Here is a 15953-nt window from a genome sequence, read left to right on the forward strand (position 1 = left end):
GACCTATATGGCCGGGCCTCGACATCCCGCCCCGAACCCGAGCAACGCCACCGTGTCTCCCGGATACCTGCCCTTCGCCGGCGCCCTCGATCTCCCCGCCTATACCTGCGACAATTGCGGGTTCTGGCAGCGCCATTTCGCGCCGCCGCCCTCGTGTCCGATGTGCCTCGACGCACGTCACGTGGTGCCGCAGAAGGGCTGGCAGTTCTGGAGCGAGCGCGAGGCACAGGACCGCTTCCCCTGTCATTGGGAGGAGCTGGAGCCGGGCATCTGGCGCTTCTGGAACGACCCCGTCTCGGGCATCGGGCCGAGCGCCTACCTGATCCAGACGCCAGACGGGAATATGGGCTTCGAGGCCTGCCCGGTCTTCAGCGAGGCGGCGCTGAAGCACATCGCCTCGCTCGGCGGGATGCAGGTGCTCTCTTCCTCGCACCCGCATGCCTATGGGGCGCTGGTGCAGCTGCAGGACCGGTTCGACCCGGAACTCTGCCTTCCGGCCGCCGACTTCATCTGGAGCGCGGCCTTGCAGGTCTCCTGGCCCTACGACGATTTCCTCGAACCGCTGCCCGGCCTCGAACTCCACCGCACGGCGGGGCATTTCGACGGCCATGCAATCCTGTTCGACCGCGCGCGAAAAATCCTGTTCTGCGGCGACGCCCTGAAATTCGAGCTCGATCCGAAGGATTTCCGCCGGGCCGAGACGATCTCGGCGCACAAGGCCTTCGTGCGCGGGGTGCCGCTGACCACCAACGAATTGCGCCGCTACCGCGACGTCTTCGCCCAGCTCGACTTCACCCAGACCTGGACCCCGTTCGAGCCGGCCGCCAATTGCGGCCGGGCCGAGGTGCTGGCGCTCATCGACGGCATGCTGGCGACCCGCCCGCACGCCGCCCCGGTGAGGCTGGACAGCCTCCGGCGATAGGTCAGACCCGTTTGGCGGTCTGGCCGAACATCACCTTCTTGGCGTCCTCGCTCATGGTCTTGCCGTGGTCGGGGTTGACCTCCGGCGCGCGGGCATAGGCCGCCTTCGTGGCCGGACGCTCGGCGATGGCCGTGAACCAGCGCTTGAGGTTGGGGAAATCGTCGAGGTTCTGGCCCTGCTTCTCCCAGGGGACGATCCACGGATAGGAGGCCATATCGGCGATGGAGTAATCGGGCCCGGCGACAAAATCCCGGTCGGCCAGACGACGGTCGAGGACGCCGTAGAGCCGGTTCGTCTCCTTGACGTAGCGCTCGATGGCGTAGGGGATCTTCTCCGGCGCATATTGCGAGAAGTGGTGGTTCTGGCCGAGCATCGGCCCGAGTCCGCCCATCTGCCAGAACAGCCATTGCAGCACCTCGGCCCGCCCCGGCAGGTCGGCGGCGATGAAGCGCCCCGTCTTCTCTGCGAGATAGAGCAGGATCGCGCCCGATTCGAAGAGGGTGATCGGAGCGCCGCCCCCCGGCGGTTCGTGATCGACGATGGCCGGCATCCGGTTGTTGGGGGCGATGGCGAGGAAGTCCGGCTTGAACTGCTCGCCCTTGCCGATGTTCACCGGCTTGATCGTATAGGGGAGCCCGACCTCCTCAAGGAACATCGTCACCTTGTGGCCATTCGGCGTCGGCCAGTAATGCAGATCGATCATCGAAATTCCTTTCAGCGCGCCGCGAGTGCCGGGCAACGCCGAAGGTCGAGTTGGCGACCGGCGGCACCGAGGTCAAGCCGCGCCGGTCACGCGAATGCCGGGCTGGTCGAATGGCAGGTCGCTAGAATGCGAGGGATTGTTCGACCGATTGCTTCAGGGTTCTCGTGCTTGCATGGTCGCTCACGGGGGTACCCGAGCGGGAGACCGGCAGGATGAGCGGCGCGATCTCGATCAGCGGCGGCGGGATGGTGGCGGCCTCCCAGCGCTTCAGCAACGCGGCGGAACAGATCGCCTCGGTCGGCATGACCATGCCCAGCCCGACCCAGGTGGATCAGGTCCTCCCCAGCCCGACCCAGGTCGACCTGTCGAGCTCGGCCATGCAGCTGATGGAGAGCAAGGCGAGCTTCGAGGTCAACACGGCGGTGATGAAATCGACCCTCGACACCGAGAAACGCGTCCTCGACATCCTCGTGTAGCGTCCCAAGCTGCAAGACATGGCAGCACCATCCATCGACGGAGGCCTCTCCCGATGACGATCACGGTTTCGCTGAACACGCTGGGACTGCTGAAGGCCCTCGACGTGGTGACGAGCGCCCGCATGGAGGCCCTTCGCGATGGGGAGGACGAACCGAAACTGGTCTCGGTCAATGTCGGCGCGCCCACCGCACCGACATCGACCGCCCGTCCGGCAGGCCAGGACCGTGTCGTCGACGTGATGGTCTGATCGTGTACCGATAGCCTGAAAATTAACCGGCCAGGGTGACAGTCGGCGTCAGGTTAGAGCTGGATCCATGACGTGACCACCAATCGTCGCCGCGCCTCGCGGAAAGGTGCATTCCGCATCGGGGCGCTCTCCTTCGCGGGCGAGCGGGCGGATATCGACTGCCTGGTCTGGGACCAGTCCGAGACCGGCGCACAGATCGAGGTCGAGACTCCGGACGAGGTTCCGGACGAGTTCATCCTGGTGATGACCGCCTACGCCAAACCGCGCGCCTGCACGGTCGTCTGGAGACGGGACCGGAAGCTCGGCGTCGCGTTCTCCGTCTGATCCGCAGCGCCGCCGACAGGGGAGGGGCCGCAGATTTCGGCTCTCCTTCACCATCGTGGCGCTTATCGCTGCGGCGCGCTTGCTGTTTGCTTCCAAAAACCGTACCTCCGCTCTGCGCGCGAGCGTGTCGGGGTGTAGCGCAGCCTGGTAGCGCATCTGGTTTGGGACCAGAGGGTCGTAGGTTCGAATCCTATCGCCCCGACCAATCGCGTGCGTATCGGCCGTTCTCTCCTGCTGGAGCTATCGACCCCACGATGCCGAGTGCTCGAATCTATCAGCCCGCCAAGGATGCCTCGCAATCCGGCACGGCCCGCACCAAGGCCTGGCTACTGGAATTCGACCAGAGCTCCCCGCGCGACACCGACCCCCTGATGGGCTGGACCGGATCGTCGGACATGCTGCAGCAGGTCAGGTTGTCGTTCGAGACCCAGGACGAGGCCGTCGCCTACGCCACCCGCAACGGCATCACCTTCCGGGTCGAGCAGCCCCAGAAGCCCGCGATCCGCAAGGGCCTGTCCTATTCGGACAACTTCAAATTCAACCGCACGGCGCCCTGGACCCACTGAGGTCGCCGGGGCACGGTGGTCGGTGCATTCGGCTCAGAGCTGAATGAGAATCGTGACGGCTCCGAATATCAGGACCGACGCCACGGCGACAGCGAGCAAGATCAGTGCGGCGCGTGATTCGCGCATGTCGTTATCGGTCATCGAGCCTTCGTTACGATAAAAGCCGCGCAAATGGGAGCGGGTCCGGATGCCGGGAGGTATTCGGGACGCCGCACGTTGTGTCGTACCGTGTAGGGCGGGGTTCTCGACGCCGGAAGCATGCCGTCGGATCGATCGGCGAGCTCCCCGGTGATTCCGCCCAGTCGGGCGATGACGCGCGCAGTTGCATGACCGGCCGCGCGCGACGGGCCTGACGACACGTCCGATCACGGCCGAGTTCCGGTCCCAGCCCCGCGGCAAGGGTGAGGCCGTGGGGATGGAGGTCCCGGCGCAATCGCTCGGCGCCGACCGCGCCCACTACAACCGCGCCAGGAGTTCGGCCTTCTTGGACGAAAACTCCGCCTCGGTGAGCACGCCCTTGCGATGGAGTTCGGAGAGGCGCTCGAGGGTCGAGATCACGTCGCCCGAGGGGACTCCGGCCTGGGCGAAGCCCGGTTCCGGGGTCGGGGGCGGGCGGTCTTCGGTGCGGGGCGGGGCCGCGATCGGGTCGGGGTGGAACGGCTTCGGTTCGAGGGAGCGTTCCGGCGTTGGGGCCACGCTGACCCGCTGGAGCGATTCGAGGTCGACGTAACCGTTGCGGCCGCTGAAGCGGAGGCTCTGGGTATCGCCCTGCTGCTGCGAGACGCCGGAAATGTCGTAATGCCCGGTATCGTAGAGGACGAGCGTTCCCGCCGTTTCCACCGCGAGCAACCGGCTATCCGGGAAATAGGCGTAGCGCATGCCGTTCTGCGAGCCGGACGTCGCCGGTCGGCCGAGTTCGGCGGGCCACCAGGTCGCGGAAGCCGAGCCGTCGTCCCAGCCGCCGGGGGGCAGGGATTGGGCGAGATCCGAGCAGATCGCCGCCACGCGCGACTTGAGATTCGCGTCGAACATGTTGCCGATCATGGTCATGCCGCCGGACGACCATTGGCCGAACCCTCCGAGTTCGGGATGGTTGAACTGGGCCATGGTCCCATTGCCCGCTTCCAGCGCGCGCATGAGATGGCGCACGGCGTCGACGCTGACGCCGTGCCGGTCGGCGACGGTCTGCAAAACGGAAGATCTGTCGGGCATGGGCTGGCTCCAGAACGGCGACGATGTCGAGCGCGGCAAAGCGACCCGACAATAGTACGGCATTGACGCGAAAGTGCCTCTCGCACCGCAAAAAGTTTCCGCGCCGGCGGACCTTACGGTCAAGCATGAACGTTCACTCGGCAGAATTCATGCCGTCGGGCTCCGCCTCAGGCACCGAGCCCCCCCTGGAGTGATCATGGTCGCCAAGAACCCCCCGATGCCGCAAGCCGCCACGCAGACGAAGGCGGTGCGATCGCGCATCAAAGAGGGATCGCCCTATCCGCTGGGCGCCAACTGGGACGGCCTCGGCGTCAACTTCGCCCTGTTCTCGGCCCATGCCACCAAGGTCGAGCTCTGCCTGTTCGACGATGCCGGAGAGCAGGAACTCGAGCGGATCGAACTGCCCGAATATACCGACGAGATCTGGCACGGCTACCTGCCCGACGCGCGTCCCGGCACGATCTACGGCTACCGGGTCCATGGTCCCTACGAGCCCAAGGCCGGGCACCGCTTCAACCCCAACAAGCTGCTCATCGACCCCTACGCCAAGGGTCTCGTCGGCTCGATCACCTGGAACCCGGCCCTGTTCGGCTACCAGATGGAGACGGGCGACGACCTCACCTTCGACGAGCGCGATTCCGCGCCCTTCACCCGCCGCAGCCGCGTCATCGACCCGGCCTTCACCTGGGGACGGGACCGCAAGCCCCACGTGCCGTGGGAGAAGACGATCTTCTACGAAACCCATGTGAAGGGCTTCACCAAGCTGCATCCGGCCGTGCCGGAGAAGCTGCGCGGCACCTATGCCGGCCTCGGCAACCCGGCCGTGCTCGACTACATCAAGAGCCTGGGCGTGACCTCGGTGGAGCTCCTGCCCGTCCATGCCTTCGTGCAGGACGATTATCTCCAGGAAAAGAACCTGGTGAATTACTGGGGCTACAACACGATCTCGTTCTTCACGCCCGCCCGGCGCTACGCGGCGGTGCCGGATTTCGCCTTCTCCGAGTTCAAGGAGATGGTGGCGCGCATGCACGGCGCCGGCCTCGAAGTGATCCTCGACGTGGTCTACAACCACACCGCCGAGGGCAACGAGAAGGGGCCGACCCTGTCGTTCAAGGGTGTCGACAACGCCTCTTACTATCGCTTGATGCCGGGCGACGAGCGCTACTACATCAACGATACCGGCACCGGTAACACCTTCAACCTGTCGCACCCGCGCGTCCTGCAGCTAGTGACCGATTCCCTGCGCTACTGGGCGACGGAGATGCGGGTCGACGGCTTCCGCTTCGACCTCGCCACCATCCTCGGGCGCGAGCCGCACGGGTTCGACGAGGGCGGCGGCTTCCTCGACACCTGCCGGCAGGACCCGGTGCTGAACTCGGTCAAGCTCATCGCCGAGCCATGGGATTGCGGTCCGGGCGGCTATCAGGTCGGCGGCTTCCCGCCCGGCTGGGCGGAATGGAACGACCGGTTCCGCGACGATGTCCGCGGCTACTGGCGCGGGGATTCCGGTCTTCTGCCGAGCCTCGCCTCGCGCATCACCGGGTCGGCCGACAAGTTCAACAAGCGTGGGCGCAAGCCCTGGGCCTCGGTGAACTTCCTCACCGCCCATGACGGGTTCACGCTGAACGATACGGTCTCGTACAACGAGAAGCACAACCTCGCGAATGGCGAGGACGGGCGGGACGGGCACTCCCACAACCTGTCCAACAATTACGGCGTCGAAGGTCCCACCGACGACGAGGCGATCAAGGCGGTGCGCACCCGCCAGATGCGCAACATGATGGCGACGCTGTTCCTCTCGCGGGGAACGCCGATGCTGCTCGCCGGCGACGAGTTCGCCCGCAGCCAGGGCGGCAACAACAACGCCTATTGCCAGGACAACGAGATCTCCTGGCTCGATTGGGAGGGGATCGACGATGCTGGTCGCGACCTCGCCGAGTTCACGCAGCGCCTCACCATCCTGCGCGAGGCCCTGCCGATCCTCACCCGCGGCCGGTTCCTCTCCGGCGCCTATGACGAAGACCTCGGCGTCAAGGACGTCACCTGGCTGAGGCCCGACGGCGAGGAAATGTCCACGGAGAACTGGACGGATGGCGGCGCGCATTCCATCGCGGTCCTGCTCGACGGCCGCGCCCAGGCCTCCGGCATCCACCGCCGGGGAGGCGATGCGACGCTGCTGATCCTCTACAACGCCTACAGCGACCTCGTCTCCTTCACCCTGCCGGGTTCCGTCGGCGGCGTCGGCTGGACGCGGCTCCTCGACACCAACCTGCCCGACAGCCAGGAGGTCGGCACCTGGGCCATCGGCGACCGCTACGACGTCACCGGACGCTCGATGCTGATGTTCGTCCTGAAGCCCGAGGAGACCGAAGGCGACGAGGCGACCGAGATGGAGCGCTCGTACCAGCACGTGATGCAGGCGTTCGAACGCGCCAATATCGAGAGCGTGCGCTTCGCCCCCTCGGCGACCTGACCCGCGCTCCGCCGAGGTGGATGCCGCGTCGGCCACGACGGGCGCGGCACGACGACGGCCTAAAGATGCGTCCCGACCCGGACGGTCGGGCGCAACTCCAGGTCGTTTCGATCGATGACGACGGGGGCGCCTGCGTCGTCATCGCGAGATGTGTCGAGGGAAACGGATGATGTGCCAGCCGTTGGGTATTTCTGACCCACCTTCATTCCCTGGCACGACAATCGACAGATGATGACCGATAGCCCCGAGAAGCCGCCTGCTGGTGTACCGCCGCGCGTGAGAACGGGAGCGGTGTCGGAGATCGCCGATCACACCAGCGACATCTTCTTTACGGCCGTCGAAGCGACCCGGATGCCGATGGTGGTCACCGACCCGCGGCAGGACGACAATCCGATCGTCTTCGTCAACAAGGCCTTTCTCGGCCTGACAGGCTATGAAGCCGAGGAGATCATCGGCCGCAACTGCCGCTTCCTGCAGGGACCGGGCACCGACCCGGAGAGCGTGACTGCCCTGCGCGAGGCGATCCAGGCCCGGCGGGAATTCGCCACCGAGATCGTCAACTACCGTAAGGACGGATCGACGTTCTGGAACGCGCTGTTCGTCGCGCCGATCTACAATGCGGCCGGCGAGCTCGTGTATTTCTTCGCCTCGCAGCTCGACGTCTCCCGCCGCCGCACCGTCGAGGAGGCGTTGGGTCAGGCCCAGAAGATGGAGGCGCTCGGCCAACTGACCGGCGGCATCGCCCACGACTTCAACAACCTTCTCCAGGTCATCGTCGGCTACATCGATATTCTGAGCCACGGGCTCGACCGTCCGGATGCGGACCGGAACCGCCTTCGGCGCGCCACCGACAACATCCGGACCGCCGCCGAACGGGCGACCACCCTGACCCAGCAGCTTCTCGCCTTCGCGCGCAAGCAGCGTCTCGACGGCCGCGCGGTCAATCTCAACGCCCTCGTGAAGGGCATGGAGGATATGGCCGCGCGCAGCCTGGGTGACGCGATCACGCTGCGGCTCGACCTGGGCGAAGACCTTTGGAACTGCCGTGTCGACCCGGCACAGGCGGAGGTCGCCCTCCTCAACATCCTCATCAATGCCCGCGATGCCATGCCGGAGGGCGGCACCGTCGTGATCTCCACCGAGAACCGGGATATCGGCGAGCAGGATCTGGGCTCACAGGATTTCGGCGGGTCGGAACCCCTGGGTGAGGGTCGCTACGTCACCGTGACCATCACCGATACCGGGGCGGGAATCTCGCCGCCGACCCTGGCGCGGGTGATGGAGCCGTTCTTCACGACGAAGGACGAGGGCAAGGGCACGGGGCTCGGCCTCTCGATGGTCTATGGCTTTGCCAAGCAATCCGGCGGCGCGGCGCAGATCGAGTCCGTCGTCGGCGAGGGAACGCGCGTCCGCCTGTCCTTCCCCGCCGCCGCCGAGGACGACCGGGAGCCCAACCGCGCCGTGCCGGGGACGGTGGATCGCCAGGGGACCGAGACCATCCTCATCGTCGACGACCGTGAGGACGTGGCCGAACTGGCGCGAACCATCCTGCGCGACAGCGGCTACACGCTGTTGATGGCCCGGAACGGCCGCGAGGCGCTGGAAATCCTGGATTCGAGCGGTTCGGTGGACCTGCTGTTCACCGACCTCATCATGCCGGGCGGGATGAACGGCATCATGCTCGCCCGCGAGGCCAAGCGGCGGCAACCCCGATTGAAGGTCCTGCTGACCACCGGTTACGCCGAGGCGAGTCTCGAGCGAACCGATGCCGGGGGTTCGGAGTTCGACCTTCTGAACAAGCCCTATCGCCGGACCGATCTCATCCGCCGCGTTCGCGCCATCCTGGACGGTCCGACCGACGACAGCTGAGGCAGCGGCGAGGGGCCCGATACGGGAAACTCGCCATGCCACAGGGTGACAAGTCGAAATACACCGACAAGCAGATCCGCAAGGCCGAGCACATCGCGGACTCCTACGAGGAGCGCGGCGTGCCGGAGAAGGAAGCCGAGGCCCGCGCCTGGGCGACCGTCAACAAGGACGATGGCGGCGGCAAGCATCCGGGCGGATCGGGGAGGGGCAAGTCCACCTCCCACCCGGCGGCCCACAAGGGCGGCACCGCCGGCGGAAAGGCCTCGGCCTCCCGCACCGCCGAGCAGCGCACCGCCTCGGCAAAGAAAGCCGCCGCGACCCGCAAGCGCAACGCCGAGGCGGCAAGGTCTTCAACCTGAAGCGGCGATGGCCGGGCATTCCCCTCGCCCCGCCCGGCGGGGAGAGGGGGAACCCGAGCCTCGCCCTCAGGCCATGGCGGTCTTCAGGTTCGCGTCGACCTTGTCGAGGAAGCCGGTGGTGGAGAGCCATTTCTGATCGGGGCCAACGAGGAGGGCGAGATCCTTGGTCATGAAGCCGGCTTCCACCGTGTCGACGCAGACCTTCTCCAGGGTGTTGGCGAACTTGGCCAGATCCGCGTTGTCGTCGAGCTTGGCGCGGTGGGCGAGGCCACGGCTCCAGGCGAAGATCGAGGCGATGGAGTTGGTGGAGGTCTCCTTGCCCTTCTGATGCTCGCGGTAGTGGCGCGTCACGGTGCCGTGCGCGGCTTCCGCCTCCACGGTCTGGCCGTCCGGCGTCATCAGCACCGACGTCATCAGGCCGAGCGAGCCGAAGCCCTGGGCGGCGGTGTCCGACTGCACATCGCCGTCGTAGTTCTTACAGGCCCAGACGTAGCCGCCGGACCATTTGAGGCAGGAGGCGACCATGTCGTCGATGAGGCGGTGCTCGTAGGTGATGCCGAGCGCCTGGAACTTCGCCTTGAACTCGGCGTCGAACACCTCCTGGAACAGGTCCTTGAAGCGGCCGTCATAGGCCTTGAGGATGGTGTTCTTGGTCGAGAGATAGACCGGATATTTGCGGGCGAGGCCGTAATTCAGCGAGGCGCGGGCGAAGTCGCGGATCGACTCGTCGAGATTGTACATCGACATCGCGACGCCGGCGGCCGGGAACTTGAACACTTCCTTCTCGATGATTGTGCCGTCGTCGCCCTCGAACTTGATGGTCAGGCGGCCCTTGCCGGGCACCTTGAAGTCGGTGGCGCGATACTGGTCGCCGTAGGCGTGGCGGCCGATGACGAAGGGCTGGGTCCAGCCCGGCACGAGGCGCGGCACGTTCTTGCAGATGATCGGCTCACGGAAGATCACGCCGCCGAGGATGTTGCGGATCGTGCCGTTGGGCGAACGCCACATCTCCTTGAGCTTGAACTCCTCCACCCGCTGCTCGTCGGGGGTGATGGTGGCGCATTTCACGCCGACGCCGTGGCGCTTGATCGCCTCGGCCGCATCGACGGTGACCTTGTCGTTCGTCTCGTCGCGGTGCTCGACGCCGAGGTCGTAATAGTCGAGGTCGAGGTCGAGATAGGGGTGGATGAGCTTGTTCTTGATCTCGCTCCAGATGATCCGGGTCATCTCGTCGCCGTCGAGTTCGACGACCGGGTTCGCCACCTTGATCTTCGACATGATCCTCAGAACCTTTCTCATCACGCGGCCGGGGCCGGCCGCGCTCCCGTTGCGGCGGTCATAGCGCGCTGCAACAGGACGCGAAAGCCGTGCCCCTTACAGATCGGGCGGGGCGTCGGCGGGCTCGAAATTCGCCGATCCCCCTGGACATCCGGCGACGGGGCGGGAATGTGCGGGCCATTCCGACATCGAGAAGGACATGTCCATGAGCGAACGCATCATCCTGCGGGCCGGCGAGGCCCTGGTCGCCGGCGGCCCGCCCAACACCGCCTCCGAGCCGGAGGTCATCATCGGAGAGCTCGACGGGCCGGTCGGCACGGCGCTCGCCACCCTCACGGGCGATCAGGTGGTCGGCCATTCCCGCGTCTTCGCGCTCCTGAACACCGACATCATGGTGCGGCCGGTGACGCTCTGCGTCTCCAAGGTCAGCGTCACGGAATCAAAGTACACCTCCATCCTCATGGGCACGGTGCAGTTCGCCATCGCCAACGGCGTCCTCGACGCGGTGCGCCTCGGCTACATCCCCAAGGAGAAGGCCAACGATCTCGGCATCATCTGCTCGGTCTGGCTCAGCCCCGGCGTGATCGAGGCGGAGACGGTCGATCACAAGGCCCTGTTCGAGATCCAGCGCAAGGGCATGACGGAAGCGATCCGCAAGGCCATGACCAACGAGCCCTCGATCGACTGGCTCCTGGAGAACCAGGACAAGATCATCCACAAATACTACCAGATGGGTCTCGACGGTAAGATCTGAGCGCCTGTCCGAGTCGTTTTTTCCAAGCATTTACCTCATCCTGAGGTGCCGCGTAGCGGCCTCGAAGGAGCCTTCCAGGGATCCCGCGACCACTGGAGGGCTCCTTCGAGGCCCTTTGCTCCTGCAAAGGGCACCTCGGGATGAGGAGATTTGATTGGATGATCTCTTCAATTGGCACGAAAATCCGCCGAAAAATCCGATCGAACAGGCTGTAAGGCGTTTCTCCCGAGGGTCATCGCTCGAAGCGATCGCCCCGCGGCTCCCCATCCTCCCCATACGGACTATGCGTCCGGCCCGCTCCATGGCAGAGGGCGACGATGATCGCCCCCGTCGTCATCCTGGTCGAACCGCAGCTGGCCGAGAATATCGGCATGGTCGCCCGCGCCATGGCCAATTTCGGCCTCTCCGAACTCCGCCTCGTCGCCCCCAAGAACGGCTGGCCGAAGAAGGGCGTGCGCGAGGCCGCCTCCGGGGCGACGCATGTGCTCGACGGCGCCACCGTCTTCGCCACGGTGCCGGAGGCCATCGCCGACCTGAACTATCTGCTCGCCACCACGGCCCGCGAGCGCGGGCAGATGAAGCGCGCCTATGCCCCCGACGAGGCGATGGCGGATGTGGCCGCGCGGGCGGGACAGCGCATGGGCGTGATGTTCGGCCGGGAGCGGATCGGGCTCACCAACGACGAGGTGTCGCTGGCCGACGCCATCGTCACCTTTCCCGTCTCCCCTGACTTTCCGTCCCTCAATCTCGCCCAGGCGGTGCTCCTCGTCGGCTACGAATGGCGCAAGGCCTCGGGCCAGGCCCGGCTCCCCTTCACCGGCGAGATGCAGTCGCCGCCCGCCACGCGCGAGGCGATGGCCTCCCTCGTCGCCAGCCTGGAAGGCAGCCTCGACGCAAGCGGGTTCTACCCGCCCGAGAAGCGTGACGTGATCGCCCGCAACATGCGCGACATGCTGCACCGCATGGCCATGACGGAGCAGGATGTCCGGACGTTTCGCGGTGCGCTGAGGGCCTTGACACGAATCAAGGCGAAAGAGTGATGATTGTTATCGGTCCAGCCGGTTCTTAACGCCTGCGCGACGATTGCGTGAGAGTGTGATGCACCATGTGGAAGCATCGTCTCAGCGCCATTGGCGGCGAATTCGTCTCGGTCGAGCGGGAAACGGCGTTCCAGCAGGAGCGCCTGCCCGAGACCCTGCGCCATGCCCGGCTGGTCTTCCTCTGCGGCGTTCTCCTCAACACGCTCTTTCTCCTGAGTGACTGGCGCTTTGCGGGACAGACCCATTTCTGGGTCGCCGTACCGGCCCGTAGCGGCGTCATCCTGATCTCCCTCATCTGTTTGCTGGCAACCCGGAACGTCGCGAGCTTCGGCAGGCTGCAGGCCGTCATGGTGACGTGGGAGATCATCGTCGCCGGCTGCGTCGCGCTCCTGTGCTCGTCGCGGTCGGACATCGCGCTCTTCGTCATGCTCCTGCTGCCCGCGATCTACATGATCGTCGTGCCGACGCGCTTCTTCTGGAGCGTGGCGAGCAGCGCAATCGCGTCGGTCGCGCTCACGGCGGGCTATCTCCTGCCCGGCCCCCTGCCATCCACGGCATTCGGCATCTGCCTCGCGGTGCTGGTGTCCAACATCGCGATGCTGCTGTTCGTGGTGCGGTCGAACCGCCTCAGGCGTCTGGAATGGATGGCGACCCAGGCCGAGCGCCGTGCCAACACGGAACTGGCGGAAAGCCGCCGCCTGTTCGAGACCATGTTCAAGGCGGTGCCGATCCCGATCGTGGTGTCCCGCCGGGACGACGGCCAGATCGTGGATGCCAACGACGCCGCCAACCGCTTCTACGGGCTCGACGACGGGGAAGACCTGACACAATACAGGACGCGCGATCTTCTCGGCGGGGATGCCCGCCGCCTGATCCAGGCGGAACTCGACAGGACCGGCACCGCCGACGAGATCGAGATCAGCACGGGAGCCCAGGGGCGGGTGCGACGGGACGCCATGCTGTCGGCGGTCACCGTCGAGATGGACGGGTCGACCCGCATCATTTCGAGCCTCGTCGACATGACGAGCCGCAAGGCGGTGGAAGAGCGGATCCGCCTCGCTGCCCAGCGCGACGTCCTCACCGGCCTGCCGAACCGCGCCCTGTTCCAGACCACCCTCGATGCGGCGCTGAGCCGGGCAGAGGCGTCGGGAGAGCGCATCGGCCTCATCCTCATCGATCTCGATGCGTTCAAGGAAGTGAACGACACCCTCGGCCACGAGGCGGGCGACGCGGTGCTCAAGGAGGTCGCCCGGCGTCTCGGCAAAGCCATCGGCGAACACGATCTCGTCGCCCGCCTCGGTGGCGACGAGTTCGTCATCATCGCGCCCTGCGAGAAAGACCGTCACCAGCCGAGCCGGCGCATCCATGCCCTGTCACGGGCGATCCTCGACGTGCTGAAACCGGCGATGGGGGTATCGGGGCGCGTGGTCTCGCTCCGCGCCAGTCTCGGCCTCGCCCTCTACCCGGAACACGCCGCCAATTCGACCGACCTCTTCACCAACGCGGACCTCGCCCTCTACGCGGCCAAGGCGGCCGGACGAAACCGCGCGACGCTCTTCATTCCGGCGCTTCGGGCGGATATCGAACATCGCGTCTCCGTCGCCCGCGAGATGAGGTCGACGCTCGAAGTCGGCGGCCTGATCCCCTATTATCAACCCAAGATCAGCCTCGCCTCGGGTCGGATCATCGGCTTCGAAGCCCTGGCGCGGTGGCAGCATCCCACCCGCGGCCTCCTCTCGCCGGCTAGTTTCTCGACGGTCTTCGACGATGCGGAGATCGGGATCGCGGTCGGCCATGTCCTGGCGCGCCAGATCTTCGCCGACATCGCGGGATGGATCGCGCAAGGGTACGATCCCGGCCGGGTGTTCCTGAACCTGTCCTCGGCGCAGTTCGCGCAGGACAACCTCGCCGAATGCCTGATCGCCGATCTCTCCGCCGCGGGGCTCGCCCATGACAGGATCGGCGTGGAAGTGACGGAGACGGTGCTCCTCGGCGGCCATGGCGACCGCGTCTCGGCGATCCTCTCGGACTTGCACCGCGCCGGCATCCGCGTCGCCCTGGACGACTTCGGAACCGGTTACGCCTCCCTCACCCACCTGAAGCAATATCCGGTGGACGAGATCAAGGTCGACCGCAGCTTCGTGCGCGACCTCGAACGAGACCCCAACGATGCCGCCATCGTCACGGCGGTGGTGCAGCTCGGCCAGAATCTCGGCCTCGACGTCACCGCGGAGGGTGTCGAGACCGAGGCGCAGGCGGAATTCCTACGCGAGCAGGGCTGCGCCTATGCGCAGGGTTACCTGTACAGCAAGCCCATGCCGCAGAGCCGGGTGCCGTGGTTCCTGAAGAAGCACGGCGGCAGAGCCGCCTCCCTGGGAGCGGCGGTCTCCGCCGCGCTCAAATTCGCCTGATCAGGCGGCGGCCTGATCCAGCGCCTGGGCGATATCGGCGATCAGATCCTCGACATTCTCCAGGCCGATGGACAGGCGTACCGTCTCCGGCCCGACCAGGGCCGCCGCCTTGTCGGCCGCGCTCAGCTGGCGGTGCGTCGTGGTGGCCGGGTGGATCGCCAGGGATTTGATCTCGCCGATATTCACGAGGTGCGAGACGAGCTCCAGGCCCATGATGAACTTCACGGCCGCCGGCTCTCCGCCCTTCAGCGCGAAGGTAAAGATCGAGCCCGGCCCATCGGGCACGTAGCGGGCGGCCAGTTCCTCGCCCTTCTGGCCGGGCAGCGCCGGATAGCTCACCCATGCCACCGCCGGATGGTCCTTGAGGAAGGCGGCCACCGCCTTGGCGTTCGAACAATGCCGCTTCATCCGCAGGGGCAGGGTCTCGATGCCGGTGAGCGTCAGGAAGGCGTTCATCGGCGACAGGCCGGGGCCGAGGTCGCGCAGGCCGAAGAGTCGACAGGCGACCGCGAAGCTGAAATCGGGGAAGCGGTCGGAGACGACCAGCCCGTCGTAATCGGCCCAGGGCTCGGTGATGAGGTTGTAGCGCCCCACGGCCGCCGGCCAGTCGAACGTGCCCGCGTCGCAGATGATGCCGCCGATGGTCTGGCCGGACCCGCCGAGGAACTTCGAGGTCGAGTGGAACACGATGTCGGCCCCGTGCTCGATCGGCCGGATCAGGGCCGGGGAGGCGAGGGTGTTATCCACCACCAGGGGCAGGTTGTGGCGCTTGGCGACCTCGGCGATGCCGGCGATGTCCATCACCGTGGCGCAGGGATTGACGATCGACTCGCAGACGATGGCCTTCGTCTGCGGCGTGATCGCGGCCTCGAAATCGGCGGGCGTCAGGCCCTTGGCGAAGAGCGGCTTGAGGTCGTAGCGGGCGTCGAGCCGGTTCATCAGCCCCAGCGAGCCGCCGAACAGGCGCGGCGAGGCCACATAAGCGTCCCCGCTCTTCATCAGCGTCATCAGCACGAGGAGTAGGGCGGACTGGCCCGAGGAGACGGCCACGGCCGCCTTGGCGCCTTCCAGGGCGGCGACGCGGCGCTCCAGGGCGGCCACGGTGGGGTTCGAGCCGCGCGAGTAGGAGAAGCCGGTGCGCCGCATGGCGAAGATGTCGGCGGCCTGCTCGGTGGATTCGAACACGAAGCCGTTGGTGAAGTAGATCGGCTGGACGCGCGCGCCCGTGGCGGGGTCGGGTGCCGCGCCGGCATGGACGGCCTGGGTGGCGAAGCGGAGCGGGCGGGTCTCGGTGGCCATGATGGGCGTCGCGATCTTC

15 protein-coding genes and 1 tRNA gene are annotated in these 15953 nt (G+C 66.4%); 12 read left to right on the forward strand and 4 right to left on the reverse strand.

Annotated features, from left to right (window positions below; all coding sequences use genetic code 11):
- Positions 1 to 7: 7 nt before the first annotated feature.
- Positions 8 to 922: an MBL fold metallo-hydrolase gene (locus tag A3OM_RS0105730; RefSeq protein WP_018042775.1), complete on the forward strand. Its 915-nt coding sequence runs from the start codon at positions 8 to 10 to the stop codon at positions 920 to 922.
- Between the two features lies 1 nt (position 923).
- On the opposite strand, the gene A3OM_RS0105735 is transcribed toward A3OM_RS0105730, so the two are convergent.
- The gene (locus tag A3OM_RS0105735; RefSeq protein WP_018042776.1) at positions 924 to 1625 is read right to left on the reverse strand and encodes a glutathione binding-like protein; all 702 of its coding nucleotides are present in this window, start codon (positions 1623 to 1625) and stop codon (positions 924 to 926) included.
- Between the two features lie 212 nt (positions 1626 to 1837).
- Between A3OM_RS0105735 and A3OM_RS0105745 the strand changes: the two genes are divergently transcribed.
- The 5 genes from A3OM_RS0105745 (at position 1838) to A3OM_RS0105765 (ending at position 3239) form a co-directional block, all read left to right on the forward strand.
- Entirely contained in the window at positions 1838 to 2101 is a 264-nt protein-coding gene (locus A3OM_RS0105745; protein ID WP_157196436.1) for a hypothetical protein, read from the forward strand.
- Positions 2102 to 2154: 53 nt separating this feature from the next.
- The gene (locus A3OM_RS0105750; RefSeq protein WP_018042779.1) at positions 2155 to 2349 is read left to right on the forward strand and encodes a hypothetical protein; all 195 of its coding nucleotides are present in this window, start codon (positions 2155 to 2157) and stop codon (positions 2347 to 2349) included.
- Positions 2350 to 2421: 72 nt separating this feature from the next.
- A complete protein-coding gene (locus A3OM_RS0105755) occupies positions 2422 to 2673 on the forward strand; it encodes a PilZ domain-containing protein (RefSeq protein WP_018042780.1) in 252 nt (83 codons plus the stop codon).
- Positions 2674 to 2801: 128 nt separating this feature from the next.
- Positions 2802 to 2878, forward strand: a tRNA-Pro gene (locus A3OM_RS0105760).
- A gap of 49 nt (positions 2879 to 2927) precedes the next feature.
- The gene (locus A3OM_RS0105765; RefSeq protein ID WP_018042781.1) at positions 2928 to 3239 is read left to right on the forward strand and encodes an ETC complex I subunit; all 312 of its coding nucleotides are present in this window, start codon (positions 2928 to 2930) and stop codon (positions 3237 to 3239) included.
- A 456-nt stretch (positions 3240 to 3695) separates the two neighbouring features.
- Here A3OM_RS0105765 and A3OM_RS0105775 read toward each other — a convergent pair whose 3' ends face one another.
- Positions 3696 to 4451 (reverse strand): SHOCT domain-containing protein, encoded by a 756-nt coding sequence (locus A3OM_RS0105775; RefSeq protein ID WP_043764302.1) that lies wholly within the window; start codon positions 4449 to 4451, stop codon positions 3696 to 3698.
- Positions 4452 to 4647: 196 nt separating this feature from the next.
- Here A3OM_RS0105775 and glgX point away from each other — a divergent pair, with 196 nt between their 5' ends.
- From glgX to A3OM_RS0105790, 3 genes are all read left to right on the forward strand, one after another.
- Positions 4648 to 6924, forward strand: a complete 2277-nt coding sequence (gene glgX, locus A3OM_RS0105780) for a glycogen debranching protein GlgX (RefSeq protein WP_238253852.1) — start codon at positions 4648 to 4650, stop codon at positions 6922 to 6924.
- Between the two features lie 231 nt (positions 6925 to 7155).
- Positions 7156 to 8793, forward strand: coding sequence for a hybrid sensor histidine kinase/response regulator (locus tag A3OM_RS0105785; RefSeq protein ID WP_026175759.1), 1638 nt, complete (start codon positions 7156 to 7158; stop codon positions 8791 to 8793).
- 35 nt (positions 8794 to 8828) lie between these two features.
- Positions 8829 to 9152, forward strand: a complete 324-nt coding sequence (locus tag A3OM_RS0105790) for a hypothetical protein (RefSeq protein WP_018042786.1) — start codon at positions 8829 to 8831, stop codon at positions 9150 to 9152.
- Between the two features lie 66 nt (positions 9153 to 9218).
- Here A3OM_RS0105790 and A3OM_RS0105795 read toward each other — a convergent pair whose 3' ends face one another.
- Positions 9219 to 10430 (reverse strand): NADP-dependent isocitrate dehydrogenase, encoded by a 1212-nt coding sequence (locus A3OM_RS0105795; protein ID WP_018042787.1) that lies wholly within the window; start codon positions 10428 to 10430, stop codon positions 9219 to 9221.
- A 205-nt stretch (positions 10431 to 10635) separates the two neighbouring features.
- On the opposite strand from A3OM_RS0105795, the gene A3OM_RS0105805 reads away from it, so the two are divergent.
- The 3 genes from A3OM_RS0105805 to A3OM_RS23510 all read left to right on the forward strand — a co-directional run bounded on the left by A3OM_RS0105805 (position 10636) and on the right by A3OM_RS23510 (position 14635).
- Positions 10636 to 11184 carry a formaldehyde-activating enzyme gene (locus A3OM_RS0105805; protein ID WP_018042789.1) on the forward strand — a complete coding sequence of 183 codons (549 nt, stop codon included), beginning with the start codon at positions 10636 to 10638 and terminating at the stop codon, positions 11182 to 11184.
- Positions 11185 to 11501: 317 nt separating this feature from the next.
- Positions 11502 to 12224 carry an RNA methyltransferase gene (locus A3OM_RS0105810; protein WP_018042790.1) on the forward strand — a complete coding sequence of 241 codons (723 nt, stop codon included), beginning with the start codon at positions 11502 to 11504 and terminating at the stop codon, positions 12222 to 12224.
- A 65-nt stretch (positions 12225 to 12289) separates the two neighbouring features.
- On the forward strand, positions 12290 to 14635 hold the full coding sequence (locus tag A3OM_RS23510; protein ID WP_051074302.1) for a bifunctional diguanylate cyclase/phosphodiesterase: 2346 nt from the start codon (positions 12290 to 12292) through the stop codon (positions 14633 to 14635).
- Here the strand turns inward: A3OM_RS23510 and A3OM_RS0105820 are convergent, their stop codons facing one another.
- Positions 14636 to 15934, reverse strand: coding sequence for an aminotransferase class I/II-fold pyridoxal phosphate-dependent enzyme (locus A3OM_RS0105820; protein ID WP_018042791.1), 1299 nt, complete (start codon positions 15932 to 15934; stop codon positions 14636 to 14638).
- Positions 15935 to 15953: the final 19 nt, after the last annotated feature.

The sequence above is a fragment of the Methylobacterium sp. 88A genome (assembly GCF_000376345.1).
Classification (GTDB): Bacteria; Pseudomonadota; Alphaproteobacteria; order Rhizobiales; family Beijerinckiaceae; genus Methylobacterium; species Methylobacterium bullatum.

Coding starts and splice junctions, on each gene's coding strand:
- A3OM_RS0105730 (WP_018042775.1), top strand. CDS start 8: ATGGCCGGGCCTCGACATCCCGCCCCGAACCCGAGCAACGCCACCGTG.
- A3OM_RS0105735 (WP_018042776.1), bottom strand. CDS start 1,625: ATGATCGATCTGCATTACTGGCCGACGCCGAATGGCCACAAGGTGACG.
- A3OM_RS0105745 (WP_157196436.1), top strand. CDS start 1,838: ATGAGCGGCGCGATCTCGATCAGCGGCGGCGGGATGGTGGCGGCCTCC.
- A3OM_RS0105750 (WP_018042779.1), top strand. CDS start 2,155: ATGACGATCACGGTTTCGCTGAACACGCTGGGACTGCTGAAGGCCCTC.
- A3OM_RS0105765 (WP_018042781.1), top strand. CDS start 2,928: ATGCCGAGTGCTCGAATCTATCAGCCCGCCAAGGATGCCTCGCAATCC.
- A3OM_RS0105775 (WP_043764302.1), bottom strand. CDS start 4,451: ATGCCCGACAGATCTTCCGTTTTGCAGACCGTCGCCGACCGGCACGGC.
- glgX (WP_238253852.1), top strand. CDS start 4,648: ATGGTCGCCAAGAACCCCCCGATGCCGCAAGCCGCCACGCAGACGAAG.
- A3OM_RS0105785 (WP_026175759.1), top strand. CDS start 7,156: ATGACCGATAGCCCCGAGAAGCCGCCTGCTGGTGTACCGCCGCGCGTG.
- A3OM_RS0105790 (WP_018042786.1), top strand. CDS start 8,829: ATGCCACAGGGTGACAAGTCGAAATACACCGACAAGCAGATCCGCAAG.
- A3OM_RS0105795 (WP_018042787.1), bottom strand. CDS start 10,430: ATGTCGAAGATCAAGGTGGCGAACCCGGTCGTCGAACTCGACGGCGAC.
- A3OM_RS0105805 (WP_018042789.1), top strand. CDS start 10,636: ATGAGCGAACGCATCATCCTGCGGGCCGGCGAGGCCCTGGTCGCCGGC.
- A3OM_RS0105810 (WP_018042790.1), top strand. CDS start 11,502: ATGATCGCCCCCGTCGTCATCCTGGTCGAACCGCAGCTGGCCGAGAAT.
- A3OM_RS23510 (WP_051074302.1), top strand. CDS start 12,290: ATGTGGAAGCATCGTCTCAGCGCCATTGGCGGCGAATTCGTCTCGGTC.
- A3OM_RS0105820 (WP_018042791.1), bottom strand. CDS start 15,934: ATGGCCACCGAGACCCGCCCGCTCCGCTTCGCCACCCAGGCCGTCCAT.